Annotated in this window: 23 protein-coding genes; 14 read left to right on the top strand and 9 right to left on the bottom strand. The window is 74.2% G+C overall.

The window, feature by feature from the left end:
* Positions 1–101: 101 nt before the first annotated feature.
* Positions 102–2,267 carry a transglycosylase domain-containing protein gene (locus Athai_RS05730; protein WP_203960509.1) on the bottom strand — a complete coding sequence of 722 codons (2,166 nt, stop codon included), beginning with the start codon at positions 2,265–2,267 and terminating at the stop codon, positions 102–104.
* Positions 2,268–2,532: 265 nt separating this feature from the next.
* Between Athai_RS05730 and Athai_RS05725 the strand changes: the two genes are divergently transcribed.
* The 3 genes from Athai_RS05725 to Athai_RS05715 all read left to right on the top strand — a co-directional run bounded on the left by Athai_RS05725 (position 2,533) and on the right by Athai_RS05715 (position 4,699).
* Positions 2,533–3,774 carry a glycoside hydrolase domain-containing protein gene (locus Athai_RS05725; RefSeq protein ID WP_203960508.1) on the top strand — a complete coding sequence of 414 codons (1,242 nt, stop codon included), beginning with the start codon at positions 2,533–2,535 and terminating at the stop codon, positions 3,772–3,774.
* A gap of 150 nt (positions 3,775–3,924) precedes the next feature.
* Positions 3,925–4,329: a hypothetical protein gene (locus tag Athai_RS05720; RefSeq protein ID WP_203960507.1), complete on the top strand. Its 405-nt coding sequence runs from the start codon at positions 3,925–3,927 to the stop codon at positions 4,327–4,329.
* Between the two features lie 19 nt (positions 4,330–4,348).
* Positions 4,349–4,699, top strand: a complete 351-nt coding sequence (locus Athai_RS05715) for a DUF3817 domain-containing protein (protein WP_239156742.1) — start codon at positions 4,349–4,351, stop codon at positions 4,697–4,699.
* Positions 4,700–4,735: 36 nt separating this feature from the next.
* Here the strand turns inward: Athai_RS05715 and Athai_RS05710 are convergent, their stop codons facing one another.
* From Athai_RS05710 to Athai_RS05690, 5 genes are all read right to left on the bottom strand, one after another.
* The gene (locus Athai_RS05710) at positions 4,736–6,325 is read right to left on the bottom strand and encodes an FAD/NAD(P)-dependent oxidoreductase (RefSeq protein WP_203960505.1); all 1,590 of its coding nucleotides are present in this window, start codon (positions 6,323–6,325) and stop codon (positions 4,736–4,738) included.
* Complete coding sequence (locus Athai_RS35210) at positions 6,322–6,831, bottom strand: 2Fe-2S iron-sulfur cluster-binding protein (RefSeq protein ID WP_203965354.1); 510 nt, start codon at positions 6,829–6,831, stop codon at positions 6,322–6,324. Before Athai_RS35210 ends, Athai_RS05710 begins: the two co-directional genes overlap by 4 nt.
* A gap of 84 nt (positions 6,832–6,915) precedes the next feature.
* Positions 6,916–8,082, bottom strand: coding sequence for an NAD(P)/FAD-dependent oxidoreductase (locus Athai_RS05700; RefSeq protein WP_203960504.1), 1,167 nt, complete (start codon positions 8,080–8,082; stop codon positions 6,916–6,918).
* Between the two features lie 4 nt (positions 8,083–8,086).
* Entirely contained in the window at positions 8,087–9,022 is a 936-nt protein-coding gene (locus tag Athai_RS05695; RefSeq protein ID WP_203960503.1) for a dihydrodipicolinate synthase family protein, read from the bottom strand.
* A gap of 73 nt (positions 9,023–9,095) precedes the next feature.
* Positions 9,096–9,632: a cupin domain-containing protein gene (locus Athai_RS05690; RefSeq protein WP_203960502.1), complete on the bottom strand. Its 537-nt coding sequence runs from the start codon at positions 9,630–9,632 to the stop codon at positions 9,096–9,098.
* 282 nt (positions 9,633–9,914) lie between these two features.
* Here Athai_RS05690 and Athai_RS05685 point away from each other — a divergent pair, with 282 nt between their 5' ends.
* From Athai_RS05685 to Athai_RS05640, 10 genes are all read left to right on the top strand, one after another.
* The gene (locus Athai_RS05685) at positions 9,915–11,516 is read left to right on the top strand and encodes an ABC transporter substrate-binding protein (RefSeq protein ID WP_203960501.1); all 1,602 of its coding nucleotides are present in this window, start codon (positions 9,915–9,917) and stop codon (positions 11,514–11,516) included.
* Between the two features lie 7 nt (positions 11,517–11,523).
* A complete protein-coding gene (locus Athai_RS05680; protein WP_203960500.1) occupies positions 11,524–12,606 on the top strand; it encodes an ABC transporter permease in 1,083 nt (360 codons plus the stop codon).
* Positions 12,603–13,559: an ABC transporter permease gene (locus Athai_RS05675; RefSeq protein ID WP_203960499.1), complete on the top strand. Its 957-nt coding sequence runs from the start codon at positions 12,603–12,605 to the stop codon at positions 13,557–13,559. The genes Athai_RS05680 and Athai_RS05675 overlap by 4 nt, the downstream gene beginning before the upstream one ends.
* Before the next feature lie 76 nt (positions 13,560–13,635).
* Positions 13,636–14,604: an ABC transporter ATP-binding protein gene (locus tag Athai_RS05670; protein ID WP_203960498.1), complete on the top strand. Its 969-nt coding sequence runs from the start codon at positions 13,636–13,638 to the stop codon at positions 14,602–14,604.
* Positions 14,601–15,611: an ABC transporter ATP-binding protein gene (locus Athai_RS05665; RefSeq protein ID WP_420829765.1), complete on the top strand. Its 1,011-nt coding sequence runs from the start codon at positions 14,601–14,603 to the stop codon at positions 15,609–15,611. The genes Athai_RS05670 and Athai_RS05665 overlap by 4 nt, the downstream gene beginning before the upstream one ends.
* Entirely contained in the window at positions 15,608–16,861 is a 1,254-nt protein-coding gene (locus Athai_RS05660) for an amidohydrolase family protein (RefSeq protein WP_239156741.1), read from the top strand. The genes Athai_RS05665 and Athai_RS05660 overlap by 4 nt, the downstream gene beginning before the upstream one ends.
* Complete coding sequence (locus tag Athai_RS05655) at positions 16,858–17,286, top strand: TIGR04076 family protein (protein WP_203960497.1); 429 nt, start codon at positions 16,858–16,860, stop codon at positions 17,284–17,286. The genes Athai_RS05660 and Athai_RS05655 overlap by 4 nt, the downstream gene beginning before the upstream one ends.
* Complete coding sequence (locus tag Athai_RS05650) at positions 17,283–18,290, top strand: LLM class flavin-dependent oxidoreductase (protein ID WP_203960496.1); 1,008 nt, start codon at positions 17,283–17,285, stop codon at positions 18,288–18,290. Before Athai_RS05655 ends, Athai_RS05650 begins: the two co-directional genes overlap by 4 nt.
* A complete protein-coding gene (locus Athai_RS05645) occupies positions 18,287–19,972 on the top strand; it encodes a DUF885 domain-containing protein (RefSeq protein WP_203960495.1) in 1,686 nt (561 codons plus the stop codon). Before Athai_RS05650 ends, Athai_RS05645 begins: the two co-directional genes overlap by 4 nt.
* Before the next feature lie 49 nt (positions 19,973–20,021).
* The gene (locus Athai_RS05640; protein WP_203960494.1) at positions 20,022–20,402 is read left to right on the top strand and encodes a nuclear transport factor 2 family protein; all 381 of its coding nucleotides are present in this window, start codon (positions 20,022–20,024) and stop codon (positions 20,400–20,402) included.
* Between the two features lie 111 nt (positions 20,403–20,513).
* On the opposite strand, the gene Athai_RS05635 is transcribed toward Athai_RS05640, so the two are convergent.
* From Athai_RS05635 to eccB, 3 genes are all read right to left on the bottom strand, one after another.
* Positions 20,514–20,942 (bottom strand): FHA domain-containing protein, encoded by a 429-nt coding sequence (locus Athai_RS05635; RefSeq protein WP_203960493.1) that lies wholly within the window; start codon positions 20,940–20,942, stop codon positions 20,514–20,516.
* A gap of 335 nt (positions 20,943–21,277) precedes the next feature.
* On the bottom strand, positions 21,278–21,922 hold the full coding sequence (locus Athai_RS05630) for a response regulator (protein WP_203960492.1): 645 nt from the start codon (positions 21,920–21,922) through the stop codon (positions 21,278–21,280).
* A gap of 46 nt (positions 21,923–21,968) precedes the next feature.
* Positions 21,969–23,348, bottom strand: coding sequence for a type VII secretion protein EccB (gene eccB, locus Athai_RS05625; protein ID WP_203960491.1), 1,380 nt, complete (start codon positions 23,346–23,348; stop codon positions 21,969–21,971).
* A gap of 237 nt (positions 23,349–23,585) precedes the next feature.
* Here eccB and Athai_RS05620 point away from each other — a divergent pair, with 237 nt between their 5' ends.
* Positions 23,586–24,641, top strand: coding sequence for a type VII secretion protein EccE (locus Athai_RS05620; RefSeq protein WP_203960490.1), 1,056 nt, complete (start codon positions 23,586–23,588; stop codon positions 24,639–24,641).
* The last annotated feature ends 49 nt before the right edge of the window (positions 24,642–24,690 follow it).

Genomic DNA, 24,690 nt, shown 5'->3' with positions numbered 1-24,690 from the left:
CCACGGTACGCGGAGCGCACGGCTCGGCGCCCGGCAGGTGCGCCACGGATGCCGTGCGACCAGCGGCCGGGCCGGGTCCCGGACCCGGCCCGGCGGCGCGGTCAGTGGTGGCGTTTGCGCTTGTGTTCGGCGCTGGAGAGGTGCCCGGCGATCTTCTTCGACGGCCGGCCGAACTGCCGCACCGCCGAACCGGCCAGCGACCGGCGGATGGTGTCGCCCACGGCCCAGTCGACCTTGTTCGCGTACGCCTCGCCGACCGCGTTACGCGGGTTGTCCGGATCGGCGGCGATGGCCGCTGCCGCGAGCTGCGGGGTGAACCCGACGAACGTGGCGGTCTGGGTGTTGTCGGTGGTACCGGTCTTGCCCGCAAACGGCCGCCCGATGGAGGCGCCGAACCCGTTCGGCGCGGTACCGCCGTTGCACCGCTTGTAGTAACCCTGCTGTCCCACCGGGCAGCGGGCCGCGTCGGTGGCGGCGCGAGCCACGTCGGCGGAGATCACCCGGTGGCAGTCGGCGCCCGGGATCGAGACCGCCCTGCCGTCCCGGTTCGACACGGTGAGCACGCTGCGCGGTGCGCAGTAGACGCCCTCCGCGGCGACCGTGGCGTAGGCGTTCGCGAGGTCCAGCGGGGTCACCGCCGACACGCCGAGGGTGAACGCACCCCACTCGTGCGGGTGGGCGGCGAGCTTCGCGTCGGACGGGGCAAGGAACCGGACACCGAGCTTCTTCGCCATCGCGACCGCCTTCTCCGCGCCGATCTGCTGCTCCAGCCAGGCGAAGTAGGTGTTGACCGAGCGGCCGAAGCCGTCCCACATCATCCGCTTGCCGTCCATCCAGGACGGGTTGGCGTTGCTCGGGCACCAGTAGCCACCGCAGCTGGCCGGACCGCCGCCCACCGGGTAGTGGGTCTTCAGCTTCGCCGGCGCCTTGAAGGAGGTGGCGAGTGGCTTGCCGGCGGTCAGCGCCGCCAGCATGGTGAACATCTTGAACGTCGACCCGGCCTGGTAACCGTAGATGTCGCCGCCGCCGGAGATCAGCGGGTTGGTGGTGTTCGGGTAGTTGCCGCGCTGCCCGTCGTGCCGGGTCGATCTGCCGTTGTGGCTGGTGTCCAGGCTGTAGTTGCGGTTGGTGGCCATCGCCTGCACCTTGCCGGTGCGCGGCTGCACCACCGCCATGCTGATCGCGTACGGGTTGTGCGTCGACACCTGGCGCAGCACCTCGTGCTGCGCGATCTGCTGCACCTTCGGATCCAGCGTGGTGACGATCTTGTAGCCGCCCCGGTCGAGCGTGTCCAGCCGGGCCTGCCGGGTGTCACCGAACTGCTGCTGCGCGGTCCACCAGGTCAGGAAGTAGTCGCAGAAGAAGCCCCAGTCGCGGTGCTTGGCCGGCACGTCGACGCAGCCGTTCGGTACCTCGGAGGGGTGCAGCCCGAGCGAGCTGTGCTTGGCGGCGGCCGCCCGCTTCGCATCGACGTAGTGCAGCGCCACCATCTGGTCCAGCACGTAGTTGCGCCGCTGGGTGGCCGGCTTCGGGTCGGCCTGGGTCGGGTCGTACGCGTCGGGCGCCTTGACCAGGCCGGCCAGCAGCGCCGCCTGCGGCAACGTCAGCTTCGACGGCGGCACCGAGAAGTAGCGCTCGCTCGCCGCGTACACCCCGTACGCCTGGTGGCCGAACGCGGCGATGTTGAGGTAGCGGCGCAGGATCTCGGTCTTGGACATCCGCTTCTCCAGCGCCAGCGCGTACCGCATCTCGCGCAGCTTGCGGTCCGCGGTCTGCGCGGTGGCCGCCCGCGCCTGTTCCGGGGTCTTCGCCGAGGTGAACAGAACGTTCCGGACGTACTGCATGGTCAGCGTGGAGGCGCCCTGCTGGACGTCGCCGGCGGTGTTGTTCGCGATCAGCGACCGCAGCACGCCGTGCAGGTCGACGCCGCGGTGCTGGTAGAACCGGGTGTCCTCGGCGGCGACGATCGCGCGCCGCATCACCGGCGGGATTTCGTCGATCCCGACGTCCTTGCGGTTCTCCTCGTAGAACGAGGTGATGACGGTCTTGCCGTCGGCCGCGTACAGGTAGGAGTTCTCCGGCGACGGCGGGATCGTCAGCGCGGTCGGCAGGTCCTCGAAGGTGTCCGAGCCGGACTTCGCGGCGTAGCCGGTGGCACCGATGGCCGGGAACGCGACCGCGGCGACGACGACGCCCGCGAGCACGCTCGCGAACAGCAGGTACACGAGGTTCAGCAGGGGATGCCGGTCGCGGTCGGGGTGGGCCACGCGGCGAGGCTACCGCGAAGCGCACAGTAGGCGCACAAAGGCCGGATGAGCGTGATCGTCGCAGAACGCACGGTGAGCAGCAGGTCGGGCCTCGGTGCCCGGCGCCACCCACGCCACCGGCTGACAAAGCAGGAAAAGCCGACGTGCACCCAAATGCGAGTGATAGGCAGAGGCATGTCCTGCGGTACCCGGCGGGTGCGATGACGCCGTTGGGGACGAGCCGGGTGCCCGTGGACCCGACGGGGGAGGGTGCGCGGTGCGCTCAGTGATCCGAAAAAGGCGCAACACGCAGGGAAAACACCGGAAGGTACCGGCGCTGGCGGGTGTCGCCGCGCTGGCGGCCACGGCGGCGCTCGGCGGCGGCACCGGTGCCGCCGCACCGGCCGGCCAGCTGGTGTCCTACCACGGCGTCAGCCTCCGGGTGCCGGCCGACTGGCCGGTGATCGACCTGGCCCGGCAGCCCGACACCTGCGCCCGCCTCGACCGGCACGCGGTGTACCTCGGTACGCCCAGCGACTCGGCCGCCTGCCCACCCCGCATCTACGGCCGCACCGAGACCATCAGCCTGCGCCCGGCGGCGGCGACCGCGGCACCGGGCAGCACCGTGGTACCGCGCGGGATACCGGAAGCGGCGCCGCGCACCACCGACCACACCGGCCGGTTCGCGCTGGCCGCCGCGGGCGTCGAGCTGACCACCACGTACGGCAGCCGGCCGGAGCTGGTCGACGCCGCCCTGGCCACCGCCCGGGTCACCGAGCGGGCCCGGCCCCGGGCGATCCGGGAACCGGAGGCGGAGCCGGCGGTGAGTACGAAGGTGCCCGGCACCTTCCACGGGTACGGCTTCGACTCCTGCGCGGCGCCGAGTTCGGCGACGATGGACGCGTGGCTGAAGAAGGCCCGGTTCCGCGCGGTCGGCGTGTACATCGGCGGCGGTGACCTCGGCTGCCCGAACCAGCCGAACCTCGACCCCGCCTGGGTGGCCCGGCAGACCGGCAAGGGCTGGCACGTCTTCGCCATGTACGTCGGCCGGCAGGCACCGTGCTCGGGCGAGCCGTACCGGATCAGCAGCGCGGCGAAGGCGTCCAGCCAGGCCAAGGCGGACGCCACCGACGCGGTCGAGCAGGCCAAGCACTACGGCCTCGCCGCCGGGTCGATCATCATCCACGACATGGAGTACTACCCGCGCGGCGGTTCCTGCTCGACCGCCGTGCTGCGGTACCTGTCCACCTGGACCGCGACGATCAACTCGCTGCACTACCGCTCCGGGGTCTACTCCAGCCGCGCCGCGGCGATCGACGAGCTGGTCGCCGCGCGCAAGGCCGGCCGGTACCGGATGCCCGGCACCATCGACTTCGCCCAGTGGGACAAGAAGCCGACCGTCGGCAGCAGCGCCATCCCGAGCAATTACTGGGTGCGGCACCGGATGAAGCAGTACTGGGGTTCGCACACCGAGACGCACGGCGGCATCAAGCTCAACATCGACGCCGACTGGCTGTACGTGCACTGACCCGCCCGCGCGGCCCGGCCCCGCGCTGCCCGCGTCGATCCTGGCGTTGTCCTGGCGAGCACCCGCTTTCACACCGGACAACGCCATGATCAACCCGCCGTGGGGGGTGCGCGTGGCGGGGTGGGGAGGCGGCGCGGGTAACCTCGGGCCATGCGACGGTTCCTGTCGCCCCGATGGCTGGCGCTGCACCTGCTGATGGTGCTGGCGTTCGCCGTCTGCCTGTTCATGTCCTGGTGGCAGCTCACCCGCGCCCAGGGCGGCAACGCGCTGAGCTGGGGTTACACCTTCGAGTGGCCGGTGTTCGGGGTGTTTGCCGTGGTCTTCTGGGCGCGACTGATCCGGGACGAGCGGCGCAAGACCACCAGTGCGGCTCAGCCCGAGCCCGACCGGCTCACCGAGCCGGTGCTGCCCGGCGCGCCCCGGGTGATCCGCCGCACCGAGCGGCAGGTACCGGCCGCCGGAGTCGAGGACGACCCGGAACTCGCCGCCTACAACGCCTACCTGGCCTGGCAGAATGCCAACCCGCACCGCAGCCGCCGGGACTACCCGGGCTGACCGACGAAAGGCAGCACCCGTGGACGCTTCCGTCAGTGGCGCACTCACCCGGTACCGCATCATCGCGATCGTGGTGAGTGTCGGCCTGGTCGTGCTGTTCGGGATCGGCGTGCCGCTCAACCACCTGGCGCACATCTCGATCGTCTCCGCGATCGTCGGCCCGCTGCACGGCTTCCTGTACATGGTGTTCCTGGTGCTCACGTTCGACCTGGCCCGCCGGCTGGACTGGCCGTACGGCCGGATGCTCGTGGTGATGCTGTGCGGCACCATCCCGGTCGTGTCGTTCTTCGCCGAGCACGTCACCACAAAGCGGGTCCGCGCCGACCTCGCCGCCCGCACCGAGGCGCAGCAGCACGCCGCCACCGCCTGACCCGGACCGCCGGCGCGGCCCGTCGCGGTCGCCGGATCAGCCGGGATCGCTCAGCGCGGTCAGCGGGATCGGCTTCACCGGTGGGCGCGCCGTGTAGCTGCCGACCGCCGCCACCTCCTGACCGGTCTCCGCGGCGACCAGCGCGCACAGCCCCGGCTGGCACGACCGGCCCTGGCACATCCCCATTCCGGCCCGGGTGACCAGCTTGACCGCATTGGCGGTACGCAGGTGCGGGTGGCCGCGCAGCGCCGCCCGCACCGCGCCGACCGTCACCTCCTCGCAGCGGCACAGCACCGTGTCGTCGGTGCGTACCGCCGCCAGCGCCGCGTCCGGCGGGGCGAACGTGTCGGCGAGCAGCCCGGCCAGCCGGCGGCGCCGGCGCAGCTCCCGGCGTACCGGCCGAGCCAACCGGTCGGCCGTCGGCGGGCGCACCCGCCCCAGCTCGACGAGCGCGCCGAGACCGGCCAGCCGCCCCTCGGCGGTGGCCTGCTCGGCGCCGGCCACCCCGGTCACCTCGCCGGCCACGTACACCCCGGGCAGGCTGGCTCGCTGCCACCGGTCGTGCTCGATCACCCAGCCGCCGCCGGCCGCGTCGTACCGGGTGGCGCAGCCGGCCTGGCGGGCCAGCTCGGTGGACGGCACGAAGCCGTAGCCGAGGGCGAGCACGTCGGCGCCGACCTCGCGTTCGGTGCCCGGTACCGGAGTGTCGTCGGCGGCCAGGTCGGCCAGCCGTACCGCGCCGAGCGTGCCGTCGGCGCCGGGCAGCGCCGCGGTCACCATGGTGCCGAACCGGACCGGTACCCGGGCCCGGCGCAGCGTGCCGAGCGCGCGGGCGCCCTCGGCGAGCTTGCCGGTGTTGCCGGCCACCGCGGGCAGCGCGCGCCACGCCGCGGCCACCCCCGGCCGGCGTACCGCGAGCGCCACCTCGGCCACCTCGGCACCGGCGGCGATCAGTTGCGCGGCGACGACCAGTACCAGCGGGTGGGCGCCGGCCAGGACGAACCGGCGCCCCGGCACCAGCCGCTGCGCCTTGACGAACACCTGCACCCCACCGGCGGTCAGCACGCCGGGCAGGGTCCAGCCGGGGAACGGTACCGGCAGGTCGTACGCGCCGGCGGTGAGCAGCAGCAGCCGCGGGTGCACCAGCCGGGTACCGGCCGGGCCGTGGGTGGCGAGCCGCAGCCGCCCCGGCGGCGCGTCCGCCGCCGCGAAGTCGTCCAGCCCGGCGCCGGCGCCGAAGACTCCCCAGGCGACGGTGCCCGGCCACCAGCGCACCGGCGCGTCGGCCGCGGCGGACAGCAGCCGGCGGCCGGCCGGGATCGCGGTACCGGCGGGTCCGCCGCGCTCGGTGAAGCTCGCCGGCGGCTGGCGGTAGATCTGGCCACCGGGGCGGAGCTGCTCGTCGACGACGAGGACGTCGGCGCCGTGCTCGGCGAGCACGGTGGCCGCCGCCAGGCCGGCCGGCCCGGCCCCGACCACCGCCACGTCCGGCTCGGCCGCCGATCCGGTACCGGCCGGGGCGGCTTCGCTGCCCGTCGACGGCGCGGCACCGGCCGGCGCCTGACCGGCATCGGTCCGCCCGTCCTCCGGGAACGGCGTCGTCCACTGCGGGCCATCGTGGGTCACCGGTTCGTCTCCACCCGGATGCCGGCCCGCACCGGGAGGGTGCAGGACCGGATCGCCGGCACTCCGTCGACGGTGACCAGGCACTCGAAGCAGACACCCATGTTGCAGTACGGGCCGCGCAACGCACCCGACGCGGTACGCCGGGTGGCCCGGGCGCCGGCCGCGAACAGCGCGGCGGCGAGCGACTCCCCGGGTGCGCCGGAACCGGCCGGCCGTCCACGACGATGCTCACCGGCTCGGGCAGCTCGACCCCGGCCCGGTACCGGGAGGCGCCGGGTCGAGGTGGGGGCGCGTCCGGCCGGACGGCATCGGGCCGCGAAACCCCGGGCCGGGAGACGGCCGGCTGGACGGCATCCGCCGGGGCGGCGGACCGGGTGACGTCGGACAGGCTGGCGTCGGACCGGCTGACGTCGGACCGGCTGACGTCGGACCGGGTGACGTCGGGCCGGGCGGCGGACCGGGTGACGTCGGACAAGGTGACGTCGGACCGGGAGGCGGCCGGCCAGGGGGCGTCGGGCCGGGAGCCGCGGCGCCGGGCGGGATCGGACCGGGGGACCTGGCGCCGGGAGGCGTGGTGCCCGGGGGCGTGGTCAGACAAAGTTGAGGAATCCAAACCGGGCGGGTGAGTACTCGTCGACGGGCAGCGACGGCGCGCCGGACAGCATCGTCTCGGCGAGCAGCCGGGCGTACGTGGGGCCGAGGGTGAACGCCGACCCGCCGGTCGCGGCGAACAGCCCCGGCCGGCGCGGGATCTCGCCCAGGATCGGCAGCTGGTCGGGGGTCAGCGTGGTCGCGCCGGACCAGCAGCGCAGTACCGGCAGTTGCAGCACCGCGGGCACCACCCGGGCCGCGTCGGCGTTGCCGGCGAGCGACTCGTACCGCAGGTCCGGCGCGGTGTCCAGGTCGATCCGGCCGGCACGGGTGCGGAACTTGGCCGGCCAGCCGCCGCCGATCAGCACGTTGCCGTCACCGCTCTGCTTCATCGACAACCGCCGGCCGACGTGCTGGATCAGGTGCGGCAGCAGCGGCGGCGCCGGCGCGGTCACCGTCATCGACAGGGCCACCGGGATCACCGGCAGCCGGATGTCGGCCATCGCGGCAACCTCGGCGGTCCACACGCCGGCCGCGATCACCACCGCGGATGCGGTGAGCAGCCGGCCGTCGTCGAGCGCCAGCCGCCAGCCGCCGGCCGCGTGCGTCAACCCGACCAGCCGGGTACCGGTGTGGATCGTGGCGCCGGCCCGGGTCGCCGACCGCGCGTACGCGAGCGTCACCAGCCGCGGGTTGGCCTTGCCCTCGGCCGGCGCGTACGCGGCGCCGAGCACCGAACCGGACAGGTACGGCGCGAGGTCGCGCAGCTCGGCGCCGGTGCGCACGGTCACGTCCAGCCCGTACCGCCGTTCCAGCGCTGCCTTGCGGCCGAGCCGGTCCAGCTCGTCGGGGGTCTCGGCCAGCATCAGCCCGCCGTGCTGGGCCACCCCGACCGGTTCGGACAGCTCGGCCGCAAGGCCGGCCCAGGCCCGCTGCGCGTCGAGGTGCAGCGGCAGGGCGCGGGCGGCGCGCGCGGCGTCGGTGCCGTCGGCGACCATCCGGTACTCCAGCTGGAAGTGCAGGCTGCCGGCGTTCTGGCCGGACGCGTGCCGGTTCAGCTGGTCCTTCTCCAGCAGGACGACCCGACTGCCGGCCCGGGCGAGGTGGTGCGCGGTGGCGCAGCCGAGCAGCCCGCCGCCGACCACGGCCACGTCGTACCGGTCCACGCCGTCACCCGACCGGGCTGCGGTCGAGCAGGCCGAGCCGGGCCAGGGTGTCGTCGACCCGGCGCTGTTCGGCGTCGGTCAGCGGCAGCAGCGGGGCCCGGACGTGGCCGGCGGGCACCCCGCGGCGGCGCAGCGCGTACTTGAGGATGGCCGGCGCGGAGCCGAACCGGCCGCCGAGGTCGGCGGTGAACCAGTCGCCCATCAGGATCCGGTCGCGCTCTCCCAGCCGCCGCGCCTCGTCGAGGTCGGCGCGCTCCAGCGCGCGGAAGAAGTCCGGGTGGTCGGCGCCGAGCACCGCACCGGCGCCCATCAGCCCGTCACCGCCGATGCCCCGCAGCAGGGCGATCCCGGTGTCGTTGGTGGGGATACCGAAGTAGCGCAGCCGCCCGCGCAGCGCGACCAGGCCGCGGACGAACGCGCCGAAGTCGGGCGTGGAGTTCTTCACCGCGACGACGTGGTCGATCCCGGCGAGTTCGGCGAGCAGCTCGGTGTCCAGCTCGACGTTGGTGCCGCGCGGCCAGTTGTACACGCAGATCGGGATGTCGACCGCCGCGCTGACCGCGGTGTAGAACGCGACGATCTCGCGCCGGTTCGGCACCAGGTACGGCGGCGGGGACAGCAGGATGCCGGCGAGGCCGGCGCCGCGCGCGGCCCGCGCGTGCCGGACCACCTCGGCCGGGGTGTACGCGTTGCAGCCGCCGAGCACCGTCAGCCGGTCACCGACGCGGTCGGCCGCCTGCTCGAACAGGGTCGCCCGCTCGCGTTCGCTCAGGCTGAACCACTCGCCGGTGGTACCGGCCACGATCAGCCCGTGCATCCGTTCGGCGGCGAGCCAGTCGAGCTGCTCGCGCCAGGCGCCGGTGTCCAGCTCGCCGGTGGCGGCGAACGGGGTGGTGACGGCGGGAAGGTAGCCGTGCCAGTCGACACTGTCCCGGTTCACGATGCTGCCTTTCTCCCGGGATCGAACCCGGGGTGAGCCGCCAGCGCACCGGCGGGGCCGGCACGCCGGCGGCTCAGGGGGTGGGTGGGGTGACGGCGATGATGATCCGGGCGGCCGCATCGCTGTCGTTGCGGTAGCGGTGTGGCAGCCGGGAGTCGAAGGTGATCGACTCCCCCTCGGCCAGCCGGTGCCGGTCACCGTTGATCTCGGCGACGATCTCGCCGGCCAGCACGACGGTGCACTCCGTCGACGGGTGCGACCACGGCTCGGGTGACGAGGCGTCGCCCGGTGCGAGGTCGGCCTGCAGGACCTCCAGGTCGCCGCGGCCGGGGGTGAGCCGGTCGTAGGCGATCTGGCCGCGCGGCGCGGCCAGCCGGGTCCGCGAGCCGGGCCTGCTGACGTGCACGGCCGGTGCGTCCGGGTCGGCGAACAGGGTGGCGATCGAGGCGTCGAAGACCCGCGCAAGCTTACGCAAAGTGGCCAGACTCGGGTCGGTCGCGCCGTTCTCGATCTGGCTGAGCAGCGCCGGTGACACGTCTGCCTGCTGGGCCAGCTGACGCAGCGTCAGGCTGTGTTGGGCCCGGAGGTCGCGGAGTCTGTCGCCGAGCATGACACCCCATTCGATCGCTGACGATGAACTTGTTTGACGAGACTACACGGGTGTGTCTAGCATGGTCAAACAGCACCAGGTAAGGTCTGCTAGAACTGAACACCAGCCCGGCGCGCCGCCCACCCTCGCGACGCCGCCGATCCCGCGTACCGGCCGGCCATCGTCACCGACCGTCGCGGGCGACCGACCGGCAGGCAACGCCGCCTGCCCCACCACTCACCGTCACTCCGCGGCCGTGTCCGTACGGCCGCTCCCCCGCCCCTGCCCCGAAGGGAATCCGCCATGTCGGCGACGCCGCGCCTGATGCGCCGCGCCGGGATCGCGCTCACCGCGCTCGCCCTGGCCAGCACCGCTGCCGCCTGCTCCGCGGGCGGTGACGCCGGCTCGGCCGGCGGCAGCACCCTCACCATCGACACGTCCTTCGTGGTCAAGAGCCTCGACCCGGGACACGTGTACGAGGCGACCGGCAACACCGCCGTGCACGCCATGTACGACACGCTGCTGACGTTCCACGGCTCGGACATGACCAAGCCGCAGCCGGACCTCGCCACCTCGTACCAGGCGTCCGCGGACGCCAAGACGTTCACCTTCCACCTGCGCAAGGACGCGACGTTCGGCAACGGCGACAAGCTGACCGCCGACGACGTCGTGTTCAGCCTGAACCGGCTGCGCAACCTCAAGGCGAGCCCGTCGGTGACGGTCGCGAACCTGACCGCGACCAAGACCGACGCGTACACCGTCGTGGTGCACGCCGCGAAGGCCGACCCGAACGTGCCGGTGATCCTGACCCAGCCGTACACCGGGATCGTCAACGCGAAGCTGGTCAAGGAAAAGGGCGGTACCGACGGCGCCGACGCGGCGAAGACCGACAGCGCGCAGAAGTACCTGGACGGCACGTCCGCCGGCTCCGGCCCGTACCTGCTGGACAGCTTCGACGCCTCCTCCCAGCTGGTGCTCAAGGCGAACCCGAAGTACTGGGGCGCCAAGCCGAAGTTCAGCCGGGTGGTGCTGCGCAACATGGACGTGCAGAACCAGAAGCTGACCATGTCCCGGACCAAGGGCGCCGAGCTGGCGCTGGACCTGTCCGGCACGATGCTGGAAGGGCTGCCGAAGACCCTGCAGCAGTCCAGCGCCGACGACACGTTCTACTTCCTCACGTTGAACGCCGACCCGAAGATCTCGAAGACCACCAGCAACCCGGCGTTCGTGCAGGCGGTCCGGGCCGCGATCGACTACACCGGGGTGGCGAAGCTGTTCGGCGGCAACGCGAGCCCGGCAGCCGGAGTCGTCCCGCCGGCCTTCCCGGGGGCGCTGCCCGCGAGCGAGGCGCAGCACCAGGACCTGGCCAAGGCGAAGCAACTGCTCGCCGACGCCGGGCTGCACGACCCGTCGGTGAAGCTGATGTACCCGTCGATCACCTACCGCGGCGTCGATCTCGGCACCATCGCCACCAAGGTGCAGGGCGACGTGAAAAAGGCGGGCATCAAGCTGGTGCTCGACCCGCAGCCGCTCACCTCGTTCCTGAACGCGCAGCAGTCCGGCAAGGTCGCGATGCGGTTCAGCCCGCAGAGCCTCAACTACCCGGTCGCCGCGTCGCTGGTGAACAACCTGGCGCCGGGCCAGGGCACCGCCGCCACCACCGGCTGGACCGTCGCCCGCGCCGACAAAGCGGTGGTCGCCGCCGGCAAGAAGGTGCAGCAGACCCTCGACCCGGCTGCGCAGCAGCGCGCGCTGCAGGACTGGCAGCGGCTGCTCAACCAGCACTCGCCGTACATTCCGATGGCGTACAACTCCGGCGTGGTGGTGGCCTCGCCGGCGCTGAGCGGCGCGGTGTACGCGCCGGCCGGCTGGCAGGTGGACATCGCGGCCGTCGGGACCAAGTGAGTTCCCGATGACGGCGACGACGATCGAGCCCGCGGCGGGCGAGCAGCCCGCCGCGCGGCGGCCCCGGGTACCGACGCTGGTGCGGTTCCTGGCCAAGCGGATCGCCATCACGATCGGCCTGCTGTGGGGCGTCACCGTGGTGACGTTCGCGCTGGTGCACGTGGTGCCCGGGGACGCGGCGACGGCGAACCTGTCCGAGCAGGCGCTCAACGACCCGGCGGTGGTCGCCGCCTACCGCGCCAAGTGGGGGCTGGACCAGCCGATCTGGCTGCAATACCTGCACTACCTGCAGAACCTGCTGCACGGCGACCTCGGCACCTCGCAGCAGACCGGCCGGCCGGTGCTCACCGACCTGGTGCAGTACGTTCCGGCGACGCTGGAACTGGCCGTGCCGAGCATGATCCTCGCGCTGGTGATCGGTACCGCGGTCGGCATGCTCGCCGCGGTCCGGCACGGCCGGGCGAGCGACCAGGTGGTCCGGGTCGGTTCGCTGCTCGGGCTGTCCACCCCGCCGTTCTGGCTCTCGCTGGTCGTGCTGTACCTGTTCTTCTACCTGCTCGGGGTGTCCCCGTCCGGCGGCCGGCTCAGCCCGCAGTTCGCCCCGCCGCCGTCGGTGACCGGGATGTACACAGTGGACGCGGCGCTCGCCGGCCAGTGGGCCGCGGCGTGGGACGCGGTGCAGCACCTGGTGCTGCCGGTACTGGTGCTGACCTGCCTGACGGTGGCGACGCTCATCCGGTTCGTCCGATCGGCGATGCTGGAGGTGCTGCAGCAGGACTACATCCGGGCCGCGTACGCGAAGGGGCTGCCGACCCGCACCGTCCTCGGCCGGCACCTGCTGCGCGCCGGCCTGGTACCGGTGATCACGGTGTCCGGGCTGGCGTTCGCCTCGCTGCTGTCCGGCACCGTACTGGTGGAGAACATCTTCGGCTGGCCCGGCCTCGGCCAGTATGCGTTCCGCAGCGCCACCGGGCTGGACCTGCCGTCCATCCTCGGCGTCAGCCTGTTCGTCGCCCTCGTCTACACCGTCGTCAACCTGCTGGTCGACCTGCTCTACGGGCTGATCGACCCGAGAATCCGGCTGTCATGACCGAGCAAAGCGAGCGCACCGTGACCGAGCCGACCGGTACCGAGGCACCACCGGCCGTGGACCTGACCGACCGCCGGGTGCGCCGGCCACTCGCCCGGCGCAGCTGGCTGCGCCGGCTGCGCGGCAACGGACCGAGCCGCCCACTGTGGCGGCAGCCGCTGACCGTGGTGTCGCTGGCGATCCTCGTCGGCTGGCTGCTCGTCGCCGCGCTGGCGCCGCTGATCGCCCCGTACGACCCGCTCGCGCAGCATCCGGCCACCTACCTGCCGCCGTCGGGCGCGCACCCGTTCGGCACCGACGAGCTGGGCCGGGACATCCTCAGCCGGGTCGTCTACGGCGCCCGGTTGTCGATCCCGCTGGCGCTGATCATCGTGGCGCTGGCACTCGCGGTCGGTGGCGTGCTCGGGCTGATCGCCGGCTACCTCGGCCGGTTCGTCGACGAGGCGCTGATGCGGCTGACCGACCTGGTGTTCGCGTTCCCGCAGATCATCCTCGCGATGGCGGTGTCCGCGGCGTTCGGACCGAGCACCCGCAACGCGGTGCTGGCGCTGGTGATCGTGTCCTGGCCGGTGTACGCCCGGGTCATCCGCAGCGCGGTACTGACGGTCCGCGGCGAGGACTACCTGCACGCGGCACGGCTGCTCGGCGTCGGGCCGGTCCGGGCGCTGCGCCGCGACGTGCTGCCGAACAGTGTCGGCCCGGCCGTCGTGCTGGCCACCCTGGAACTGGGCAACGCGGTACTGATGCTCGCCGCGCTGTCGTTCCTCGGGCTCGGGCCGCGACCGCCGGCCGCCGAGTGGGGCGCGATGATCGCGCTCGGCTCGCACGACCTGTCCAAGTGGTGGGTCAGCGTGTTCCCCGGCCTGGCGATCCTGACCGTCGTCCTCGCGTTCAACATCCTCGGCGACGCGCTGCGCGACCGGATCGATCCCCGCTACGCGAAGGGGCGCTGACGATGAGCGATCGTGCGAACCACGAACACGGGGCGCCCTGGTGCCTCGTCGGCGTTCCGACGAAGGAGGAAGGCCGATGAGCGCGCTGCTGTCCCTCGACCGGCTCGGTGTCACGCTGCCCGGCGACGTACCGGTCATCCACGACGCGACGCTGCACGTCGACGCCGGCGAGATCGTCGGGATCGCCGGGGAGTCCGGTTCGGGCAAGAGCCTCACCGCGGCGGCGCTGCTCAACCTGCTGCCGGCCGGTTCCCGGGTCAGCGGGTCCGCCCGCTTCGCTGGTGAGGACCTGCTCGGGCTGGACAAGGCGGGCTGGCAGCGGGTCCGGGGCGCCGGCATCTCGATGGTGTTCCAGGACCCGACCGCCGCGCTGCACCCGATGCTGCCGATCGGCCGGCAGCTGACCGAACACATGCGCCGGCACCTCGGACTGTCCAAGTCCGACGCCCGGGCCCGCGCGGTGGAACTGCTCGACCAGGTGCGGATCCCGGACCCGGAGCGGACCCTGCGGTCCTACCCGCACCAGTTCTCCGGCGGCATGCGGCAGCGGGTGGCGATCGCGATCGCCCTGGCCTGCCGGCCGAAACTGCTCATCGCCGACGAGCCGACCACCGCGCTGGACGTGACCGTCCAGGCCGGGATCCTGGCTCTGTTGAGCCAACTGCGGGACGAGATCGGGCTGTCGGTACTGTTCATCACGCACGACCTCGGGGTGCTGAGCGCGCTGACCAGCCGGACCTACGTGTTCTACGCCGGCCGGGTGATGGAAACCGGGCCGACCGGGGCGCTGCTGTCCGCCCCGCACCATCCCTACACCGCGGCGCTGCTCGGCGCCCGGCCGCACGGCGCGGCCGGGGTCGGCGCGTTGCGACCGATCCCCGGCAGCCCGGTCGTACCGGGGCAGGCGCCGCCCGGCTGCCCGTTCCAGCCGCGCTGCACCTTCGCCACCGCCGACTGCGCGACGGCACCACCGGAACCGGCGCCGGTCGGCGCCGGCCGGCTGTCGGCCTGCCCGGTCGCGCCCGAACTGGAGGTGCTCGCGTGAGCCCGGAACCCGTGGCCGGCGCGACGGTACCCGGCCCGGACCCGATCGGGTCCCCGTCCGGCCCGCTGCTGGACATCGACGACCTGGCCGTCGAGTACCGGTCCCGCGCGCGCGGCGCGGTGCGGGCGGTCGCCGGGGTCAGCCTGTCCGTCGGCGCCGGCGAGATCGTCGGCCTGGTCGGCGAGTCCGGCTGCGGCAAGTCGTCGCTGGCCCGCGCCGCGGTGGGGCTGACCGCGCCGCACGCCGGTACGGTCCGCTTCGCCGGCCGGCCGGTGACCCCGGTGCAGTGGGCGAAGCGCCCGGCCGCCGAGGTCGGGCTGCAGATGGTCTTCCAGAACCCGTACGCGTCGCTCAACCCGCGCCGGCGCATCGGGGACCAGATCGCGGACGGGCTCCCGGCCGGGCTGTCCGGCGAGCGGCGCCGGCAACGGATCAGCGAACTGCTCGACCGGGTCGGGATGGGTGCCGACACGGCAGCCAAGTACCCGCACCAGTTCTCCGGTGGGCAGCGGCAGCGGCTCGCGATCGCCCGCGCGCTGGCCGGCGAGCCGTCGATGATCATCGCGGACGAACCGGTCACCGCGCTGGACGCATCGTCCCAGGCGCAGGTGGTCAACCTGCTGGTGCGGCTGGTGCGCGAGCTGGGCATGGGGATGCTGTTCATCTCGCACGACCTGGCGCTGGTGCGCCAGATCGCGGACCGCACCGCGGTGATGTACCTCGGGAAGGTCGTCGAGGTCGCGCCCACCGAACGGCTCTGGTCCGCGCCGAACCACCCGTACACCCGGGCGCTGATCGACGCGGTACCGACGATCTCGGCGCGGCCGGAGCTGCCGGCGGTGCTCGCCGGCGAGGTACCGGATCCGGCGAACGCACCGTCCGGTTGCCGGTTCCGGCCGCGCTGCCCGGCGGCGTTCGAGTCCTGCGGGCACGAACCCCCGCTGGTACCGATCGGGGACCGCGCCTCGGTCGCCTGCTGGCTGTCGACGAACGGAGAGACCGGATGATCCCGACCGCGACCGAACGCGTCCTGGTCAACTGTGCCCTGTACGACGGGGTCGGCAGCAGCAGCGTGACCGACCGGGGCGTGTGGATCGGCGCCGACGGGACGATCCGCGCCGTCGGCGGCTCCGACGACGTGCTCACCGAGGCGAAGTCGGTCCGCCCGCAGATCGTCGACCTCGGCGGTCGGTACCTGCTGCCCGGCCTGGTCAACATGCACGTGCACCTGGGGCTCGGGCTGCCCGGCGGGATGGCCGAGGCGGTACACCGGGCCAACCTGGCCGAACTCGTGCTGCTGATGGCCGACTCGGCCCGCCAGACGCTGCACAGCGGGATCACCACGGTCCGGCTGGTCGGCGAGACCCGGTACGCGGACTTCGCGCTGCGCAAGGCGATCGAGGCCGGCGCGGTGGACGGGCCGCGGATCTTCACCGCCGGGCACGCGCTGTGCTGCACCGGCGGGCACGGCTGGGACGCGGACGGTCTGGAGGCCGACGGCGCGGACGGCTTCCGCCGGGCGGTACGCGAGCAGCTGCGCGCCGGCGCCGACCTGATCAAGGTGTGCGTCTCCGGCGGGATCGCCGGCGAGCACGAGCAGATCGACACCCCACAGCTGACCGACGACGAGATGGCCGCGGTACTGGGCATCGCGCACGACTGGGGTCGCAAGGTGACCGCGCACGCCGGGCCCGCCGACACCATCGAACGCGCGGTCGAGCTGGGACTCGACTGCGTCGAGCACGGGTACCAGCTGACCGACGAGCTGACCCGGACGATGGCCGCGCGCGGCGTCTGGTACGTCCCGACGATCACCGTGAGCCGGTGCGAGCAGTTCTTCGTCGACTCCGGCGTACCGACCTGGATGATGGACCGGGCGCTGTCCGCCGGACCGCGGCACTGGGAGAGCCTGCAGTACGCGCTGCGCAACGGCGTGCCGATCGCGCTCGGCTCGGACATGCCGCCGCACGCCCGGTACGACGAGACCACCGCGACGGTGCGCGAGCTGGAGTTCATGGTCGAGGCCGGGATGCCGACCCTGGACGCGTTGCGGGCGGCGACGATCCGGCCGGCCGAGTGGCTCGGCGTGGCCGGGACGCAGGGCACCGTCGAGGTCGGCAAGCGCGCCGACCTGATCGCGCTGACCGCCGACCCGACCCGCGACATCGCCGCGCTGCGCACCCTGCACCTGGTGCTCAAGGACGGCGCGGTGTACCGCGACGACCTCGGCCTGACCGCACCGCGGGACGCCCGATGACCCACCAGCCGCGTTCCGCGACCGCCGGGGCCGGCACGCCGGATCCGACCGGCCGCCCGGCCACGCCCCCGACCGGCGCCGGGACGACCGGGGGTACGGTGCCCGGCGGCGGCGCGGTGACCGAGGTGGCCGACCTGCGGGTGGTGGTGGACCGGATCGAGGGGCGCTCGGTGTGCGGCCTCGCCCCCGGCGACTTCTTCACCGTCACCGACTCCAGCCGGCTCGCGACCGCACCGGGTCGGCACTTCTGCCTGTACGCGCTGGCCGCGGTGCTGCCGCTGCTGCCGGCCAAGCAACGCACCCTCGACCCGGCCGACTGGCTCGCCGCCGACACCGAGGTTGCCTGCCCGGACCCGGAGGAGCGCCTGGTGATGCGGATCGAGACCGTCGGGACCAGCCGGATCGCCACCGAGGAGCTGACGTGAAGGTCAGCATCGCGCTGCAGACCGACAAGACCACCGCCGAGTACGCGGCTCTCGGCGCCGCGGCCGAGTCGTACGGCTTCGACGGGGTCAGCGTGTTCGCCGATCTCGGCTACCAGCCGCCGCTCGGCGCGCTGCTGACGATCGCCGCGCACACCAGCCGGGTACGGATCGGGGCCGCCTGCCTCAACCCGTACCTGACGCACCCGGTGGAGCTGGCCGGGCAGCTCGCCGTGCTGGACACCGCCTCGGGCGGCCGCGCGTACCTGGGGCTCGCCCGGGGCAGTTGGCTGTCCCGGGTCGGCGTGGCGCAGGACCGCCCGCTGCGCACCCTGCAGGAGGCGGCCGAGGTGGTCCGCTACCTGCTGGCCGGCAAGACCGACGGCTACCACGGCGAGGTGTTCGCGATCGAGCCGGACACCGCGCTGCGCTACCCGGTCCGGCGCTCCACGGTCGACCTGCTGCTCGGGGTGTGGGGGCCGCGCGGCGCGGCGCTCGCCGGCCGGATCGCCGACGAGGTCAAGCTCGGCGGCTGCGCCAACCCCGACATGGTCGCCACGATGCGCGGTTGGCTGCGCGACTCGGCGACCGCCGCGGGCCGCACCGCCGACGCGGTCGGGGTGGTCGCCGGCGCCGTCACCGTCGTCGACGACGACCGCGCCGCCGCCCGCCGGCTGGCCCGCGCCGAGGTCGCCATGTACCTCGACGTGGTGGCTCGGCTCGACCCCACCGTCGAGGTCGATCCCGAGCTGCTGCGCCGGCTGGGCGAGCTGGTCGCGGCCGGCGCGCACGCCGAGGCCGGTGCGCTGATCGGCGACGCGCTGCTGGACCGGTTCTGCTTCGCCGGCACCCCGGACGAGGTCGCCGAGCATGCCGCCGCGCTGCTCGACGCCGGCGCCGACCGGATCGAGTTCGGTACCCCGCACGGCCGCACCGACCGGCACGGCGTCGACCTGCTCGGCGCCAAGGTACTTCCCCGCATCCGCGACCTGGCAGGTGAACGATGACCGTCCCGACCAACCACCCCGGCGGTGCCGCCTCGGACGTCCGTACCGTCGCCGACGGCTACCTCGACGCGCTCGCGGACTGGGAGCCCAAGGCGGCGCAGACGATCGGCCGCGCCGCGCCGGTCATCCCGGACCTGTCGCCGGACGCGTACGACGCCCGCGCCGCACTCGCCGGGCGCACCGCGACCGCGCTGGCCGCCAGTGCCCCGACCGGGAGCGCCGACCGGATGCTGGCCGGCGCGCTCGCCGACCGGCTCGCCGCCGAGACCGACCTGCACGACAGCGGCTTCACCACCCGGTTGCTCGCACCGCTCGCCACCCCGGTACACCTGGCCCGGTCGGCGTTCGACGACCTGGCCACCGACACCGAGGCCGACTGGGCGCTCGTCGCCGACACCCTCGCCGCGCTGCCCACCGCGCTCGCGCAGTACCGCCAGACGCTGGCCCGTTCGGCCGGCCGCGGGCAGCGGGTCGCCCGCCGGCAGGTGCTCGCCGTCGCGGACCAGTGCGCCGCCTGGATCGACCCGCGCCGGGACGACTTCTATCCCCGCCTCGTCGCCCGCTACCCCGGCGGGCGCAGCGCCGCCCGGCTCGCCGCCGGCGCCGCCGCCGCGACCACCGCCACCGCCGAGTTCGAGGCGTACCTGCGTACCGAGCTGGCGCCGGCCGCACCCGAGGCGGACGGTGTCGGGCGCGAGCTGTACGCGATCACCGCCCGCAGCTTCCTCGGCGCCACGATCGACCTGGACGAGGTCTACGCGTACGGCTGGGCCGAACTGGACCGGCTGGCCGCGCGGATGCGCGCCGTCGCCGACGAGATCGTGCCCGGCGGTACGGTCGCCGACGCGATGGCGGCGCTGGACGCCGACCCGCGCCGGCGGCTCGTCGGGCTGCCCGCGCTCACCGACTGGCTCAACGAGCGGGTCGCCCACGTCACCGCGGCGCTGGACGGTACCCACTTCGACATCCCCGCCGCGACCCGCCGGGTCGAGTGCCGGATCACCCCGGCCGCGTCCGGCGTCATGTACTACACGGCGCCCGATCCCGGCCTCACCCGGCCGGGCCGCGTCTGGTGGTGCCTGCCGCCCGGCACCGACGAGGCGAGCACCTGGCGCGAGATCAGCACCCTGCACCACGAGTCGCTGCCCGGCCACCATCTCCAGCACGCCATCACGCTGACCCTGCCCGACCTGCACCCGTGGCAGCGCACCCTGTGCGAGGTGCACGGGTACGCCGAGGGCTGGGCGCACTACGCGGAGGGGCTGGCCGACGAGATCGGGCTGATCGCCGACCCCGGCGAGCGGCTCGGCATGCTCTGCGGCCAGATCTGGCGCGCCTGCCGCATCGTCATCGACGCCGGGCTGCACCTGGACCTGCCGATCCCGGCCGGCAACGGCTTCACCACCGCGACCCGATGGACCCCGGAGCTCGGCGTGTCGTTCCTGGCCCGGATCGCCGGCATGGACCGGGCGACCGCCCGGTTCGAGGTGGACCGGTACCTCGGCTGGCCCGGCCAGGCGCTCGCGTTCAAGGTCGGTGCGCGGCTGTGGCAGCAGGCGCGCGACCGCGCCACCCGTACCGGCCTGGCCACCCGCGAGTTCCACGCCCGGGCGCTGCGGCTGGGCCCGGCCGGGCTGGACGTGCTGGCCGGTGCGCTGGCCGAGGAGGGCACCCCGCGATGAGCGAACCGATCACCGGCGGCCCCGCCGGTACGACGAAGGAGAACGGTCGATGAGCGACACGATCGCCGCGCACATCCGGCAGCTGTACCGGTGCCTGGGCGACCGCGACGGGTTCGACGCGCACCTGGACCGGGCCGTCACCATCTGGGAATCCGACGCCGACCGGCTGCTCGTCGGGCTGGCCGAACTCGACGCGCTGCGCGACGGCCGGCAGCCCGCCACCGGCGAGGCGCCGCCGCGCGTGGCGCCGGAGCAGCTGCGGGTCGACGACTGGGGCGACACCGGGCTGGCCCGCTACCTGCTGCGGGCGAGCTATCCGGACCGGGATCGGCCGGACGAGTGCTTCCGCGTGTCGGACGTGCTGCGCCGCGGCGCCGGAGGCTGGGTCATCGTGCACCACCACGCGGAGGCCACCACGCACCAAGGCTGACCCGGGGCGCCACGGGTCGTGCCGAAGCATGGCGGCGAGCCGGTGCGTGCCGCGCCGCGGCGCGCGGGCCGTCCCGGAGGCCGCCGCGGCGCGCTGGCCTCACGCCGGCCGCTACCCGGCCGAGGGGGCGATGAACACCAGGCGAAACTTGCCGATGCGGATCTCGTCGCCGTGCGACAGCACCGCCGACTCGACCCGTTCGTCGTTGAGATGGGTGCCGTTCAGGCTGCCGAGGTCGCGCACCGAGAACCTGGTGCCGTCCCGGAGGAACTCGGCGTGCCGGCGGGACACCGTCACGTCGTCCAGGAAGATGTCGCCGTCCGGGTGCCGGCCGGCCGTGACGACCTCCCGGTCGAGCAGGAACTGGGCGCCGGTCTGCGGGCCGCCGCGCACCAGCAGCACCGCAAGGTAGGGCGGCAGGGCGTCGGCGACAGCGGCGTTGTGATCGACCCGGGAATCGCCGAGCATCTCGGCCAGGGTGTCCAGGTTGAGCACCGAGGTGGCGTCCATCAGCGGATGCGTCTGGTCGGCAGTGGTCATTGGGCCACCCTACCGCCGCAGCCGGACAATAACCGCACAGCCCGACGCCCGGTGACACAGCCGCCCAGGTCACCGGCCGTTAATCGCCCGTCCCGGGCAGAACCACGCAGCTGCCCGGCCAGCCCGCCGGCACCCCGCCGCCATCGCCCATTCACCCCGGAGCTGCCGGCGGTCGTCGATGCCGAACCGACCCGGCTCGGCCCCGCCCGGCTCGGCCCCGCCCGGCTCAGCCCCGCCCGGCTCAGCTCGACCCGGTCCGGCTCGGTCCGGCTCGGTCCGGCTCGGCTCAGCTCGGCTCGGCTCGGCGGGTCGATGGCCCCGGTGCTCCCCGCCGGTCAGCTCGGCGGCACGATGCCGCGGCGGTACGCCTCGCCGGTCAGCTCGGCCCGGCGCCGGGCGCCGGTCTTCTCCCGGATCCGGTCCAGGTGCGAACGTACCGTCCGGACGCTGATGTTCAGCGCCTCGGCGATGTCCTGGTCCCGCTCCCCGGCCGCGACCAGGCCGAGCACCTCGCGTTCCCGGTCGGACAGCTCCAGCCGCACCCCGGCCTGCCGCTCCCGGGACGATTCGAGCAGGAACGAGGCGAGCGTCGGCGAGACGTAGCTGTTGCCGGCGGCGACCTCGCGCACCGCGCGCAGGATCTCGTCCGCGTCGGAGTTCTTCGTCAGGTAGCCGCGGGCGCCGGCGGCCATCGCGGCGAGCACGTCGCGCTGGTCGCCGTGCGCCGACACCACCAGTACCCGGTGACCGCGCCCCACCACCTCGACCACCGCGGCCGCGTCGCGTACCCCGGGCAGCCGCAGGTCGAGGATGACCACGCCGCCGGGATCCGGCCGGTACGCGGAGAACTCCTCCAGCGAGCCGGCGGTGACGCCGACCGTCACGTCCGGCGCCTCGGACAGCGCGCGCACCAGCGCGGCGCGGTAGAGCGGGTGGTCCTCCACCACGCAGACCGCGATCTGCCGAACCGTCGTGTCCATCGGCCCTCCCCAGGAAGCCGTAACGCCCGTCGGGTGGTACGGCTGCTCAGCCGGTGCTCGCCGCCGCGGCGGTCGACAGCGTCGGCCCGGACGGGAACAGTGCGAGCAGCCCGGCCGGCACCGGCGTCGGCCGGACCGACCCGTAGCCGAGCGCGGCGAGCGACGCGGCGTCCGCCACCCGGAACCGTTCGCCCTGGTCGGTGATCAGGTAGACGCTACCGGCGGAGACCAGGGCGGCCCGCCCCGGCGGCAGGTAGATCTCGTTCGCGACCCGTTCGGTACGGCCGGACACCGGCACCGGCTTCGCCCCGTCCGGCGCCGGCCGGGCGGCCAGCAGCAGCGTGCTGGGGGTGCCGTCCGGCGCGGTGGCGCACACCGAGAGACGATCGGCGCCGGTCACCGGGTGCGGCAGCCGGGCCGGGAAGTCGGCCGGGTCGGTGCGCGCGCGTTTGGCGTCCGCGACGTCCGCGCCGGCCACGTCGACCAGCCTCGGCGCCGCCCCGCCGTACGCGGCGCGCTCCCCCGGGGCGCCCAGCAGCAACGCCGCCTGCGTCTCGGTCACCGCGACCAGCCCGTCGGACCGCACCACGTAGTAGCGGTAGGACTGCGAGCCGACCGTCGCCGCCCGCAGCACCTGGCCGACCAGCCGGTCCTTGCCGCCGACCGGTACCCCCGTGGCACCGGTGTGCGGCACGGTGTCCGCGACCAGATCCGGTCCGACCGGCAGCGCGTCGACGAACGACGCCGGCACCGGCACCGGATCGACCGAGTCGAAGCCGATCGCGACCAGCGCCCGGTCGCTCGCCACCCGGTAGCGGGTGGCGGCGACGACCAGGTAGCGGGTGCCGTTCGGGTCCGCGACCACCAGGCCGCGGTTCGCCGGCACCGTGCTGCCGGCGGCGCGGGCGCCGACCAGCACCGTCGTGGTCGGGGTCGCCGCGGCCGGGCCGCCGGACGGGCGCTGCGCGCACACCGTCCACGGGCCGGTCAGCAACTGCTTGGCGGCCGGCAACGCCTCGGGCGCGCCGGCGATGCCGAGGGTGGCGCCGCGCGGCGCGTCGTGCAGCGCGCTGGAGGGGACGCTGACCGTCGCGGATCCGTTGCCGCCGGCCAGCAGCCGCGCCGAGGCGTAGTTGCGCATCGGATGCAACCGGCCGTCCGCACCGAGCACGTAGCTCGCCCCGGTGTCGGTGGCCAGCACCACCTGGCCGGTCTTCCGCCAGTCCGCGCCGGCACCGGGCTTGAGCAGCCCGTACACCCCGAAGCCGCCGGCGACGAGCACCACCGCGGCCAGGCCGAGGATGCTGGACAGGATCAGCCGGCGGCTCGGCGAGACCGGATGGTTCGCGTCCGCGGCGACCAGCGCGGACACCAGCCGGCGGCGCAGGAACTGGTACGCCTGCACCTGGTCGCGCTGGGTCCACATGCCTCTGTCCTCGCTGTGCCACCGTCCTCGCGGCGGCACGGTCCTCGTCATGCAGGGTCGTTACGGCACCGTCGCCGTGGCACCGCTGCGCGCGCCACCGCGGTCGCGGTGCCGTCGTCGTCGCGGTGCCACCGTCCCGGTTCCGGCCTCGACGGGCGGCCGGTACCCGGTGCACTATATGTGGGCCCGCCGAACGGCCGACACCGTAGAAATACCGACACCGAATGTGGGGCATCCGTGGCGATCGCGACCCTGCCCACCGCGCCGGCACCGGCCCGGCTGGCGCACCGCCGGCGCTTCCCGGTGCGGCCCGGCCAGATCGCCACCTGGCAGCTCGCCGCCGCCGGCACCGCGCTGGCCGGCGCGCCCTGGCAGCTGCCGGGGATCGCCGTCGCCGCAACCGGTCTGGCCGCGGTGGCGGTGACCGCGCCGCGCTGGCGGGGCCGGTTCGGTTACCAGTGGCTCGGTTCGCTGCTGCGCTACCGGGCGCGCCGCGGTGCGCCGGCCGCGAGCGAGGCGATCGACACCGTGCTGCCCGGCCTCGCCGTGTCCACGTGCGCCGACCGGGCCGGCAACCGGACCGGCGTCGCCGCGTACGGCCGGTTCTTCTCGGCGGTGCTGCGGATCGGTTCCGGCGTCGAGCCGGACGAGCTGATCGGGCCGCTGCTCGCCGGGTACCGGCGGGCCGAACTGCCGCCGGCCGCGGTGCAGCTGGTGACCTGGCGGGTCCCGGTCGGCGACGAGCAGGTGCGCACCAGCTGGCTCGCGGTGCGGTTCTCGCCGGCCGCCTGCCCGGCCGCGGTCGAGGCGCGGGGCGGCGGGACCGCGGGGGCGTTGCGGGCCACCGCGAACTGCGCGCTCGCGCTCGGCCTGCAGCTGGCCGAGGCCGGCATCGAGGCACACGTGCTGGACGGCGCCGCGCTGCGCGAGGAGCTGGCCGCGGCGCTGGGCGCCACCCCCGGCTCGCCGACCGCGATCGCCGAACACTGGCGCGGCCAGCAGGTCGGCGGCGGAGCGCAGGCGGTGTACCGGCTGCCCAGCCGGGTCGACGTGGCCGACGCGCTGGGCCGGCCGGCACCGGCGGACGCCGCGTTCACCGCGGTCTCGTTGACCCTGACCCGGCCGGACACCGGGACCGAGCCGGACGTGTCGTTGCTGCTGCGGGTCGGCGCACCGGCCGCGCAGGGCCGGATCACCCCGGACACCGTGGTCGACGACCTCGGCCTGCGCGCACACCGGCTGGACGGCGAGCACGCCCCCGCCACCCGCCGCACCCTCCCCCTCGCCCTCTGACCACGCGCCCCGGCCCAGCCCGCCAACGGCCACCGCCACCGCCACGGCC

Origin of the sequence: Actinocatenispora thailandica (assembly GCF_016865425.1) — a bacterium.
Classification (GTDB): Bacteria; Actinomycetota; Actinomycetes; order Mycobacteriales; family Micromonosporaceae; genus Actinocatenispora; species Actinocatenispora thailandica.
The sequence above is the reverse complement of the archived record's forward strand: the minus strand, read 5'-3'. Positions and strand labels throughout refer to the sequence as shown.

Bases quoted from the DNA above. Each gene is read 5' to 3' on its own strand.
- Athai_RS05645 (WP_203960495.1), top strand. From the start codon at position 18,287: ATGACCGTCCCGACCAACCACCCCGGCGGTGCCGCCTCGGACGTCCGT.
- Athai_RS05655 (WP_203960497.1), top strand. From the start codon at position 16,858: ATGACCCACCAGCCGCGTTCCGCGACCGCCGGGGCCGGCACGCCGGAT.
- Athai_RS05660 (WP_239156741.1), top strand. From the start codon at position 15,608: ATGATCCCGACCGCGACCGAACGCGTCCTGGTCAACTGTGCCCTGTAC.
- Athai_RS05630 (WP_203960492.1), bottom strand. From the start codon at position 21,922: ATGGACACGACGGTTCGGCAGATCGCGGTCTGCGTGGTGGAGGACCAC.
- Athai_RS05670 (WP_203960498.1), top strand. From the start codon at position 13,636: ATGAGCGCGCTGCTGTCCCTCGACCGGCTCGGTGTCACGCTGCCCGGC.
- Athai_RS05640 (WP_203960494.1), top strand. From the start codon at position 20,022: ATGAGCGACACGATCGCCGCGCACATCCGGCAGCTGTACCGGTGCCTG.
- Athai_RS05690 (WP_203960502.1), bottom strand. From the start codon at position 9,632: ATGCTCGGCGACAGACTCCGCGACCTCCGGGCCCAACACAGCCTGACG.
- Athai_RS05680 (WP_203960500.1), top strand. From the start codon at position 11,524: ATGACGGCGACGACGATCGAGCCCGCGGCGGGCGAGCAGCCCGCCGCG.
- eccB (WP_203960491.1), bottom strand. From the start codon at position 23,348: ATGTGGACCCAGCGCGACCAGGTGCAGGCGTACCAGTTCCTGCGCCGC.
- Athai_RS05685 (WP_203960501.1), top strand. From the start codon at position 9,915: ATGTCGGCGACGCCGCGCCTGATGCGCCGCGCCGGGATCGCGCTCACC.
- Athai_RS05720 (WP_203960507.1), top strand. From the start codon at position 3,925: ATGCGACGGTTCCTGTCGCCCCGATGGCTGGCGCTGCACCTGCTGATG.
- Athai_RS05635 (WP_203960493.1), bottom strand. From the start codon at position 20,942: ATGACCACTGCCGACCAGACGCATCCGCTGATGGACGCCACCTCGGTG.
- Athai_RS05675 (WP_203960499.1), top strand. From the start codon at position 12,603: ATGACCGAGCAAAGCGAGCGCACCGTGACCGAGCCGACCGGTACCGAG.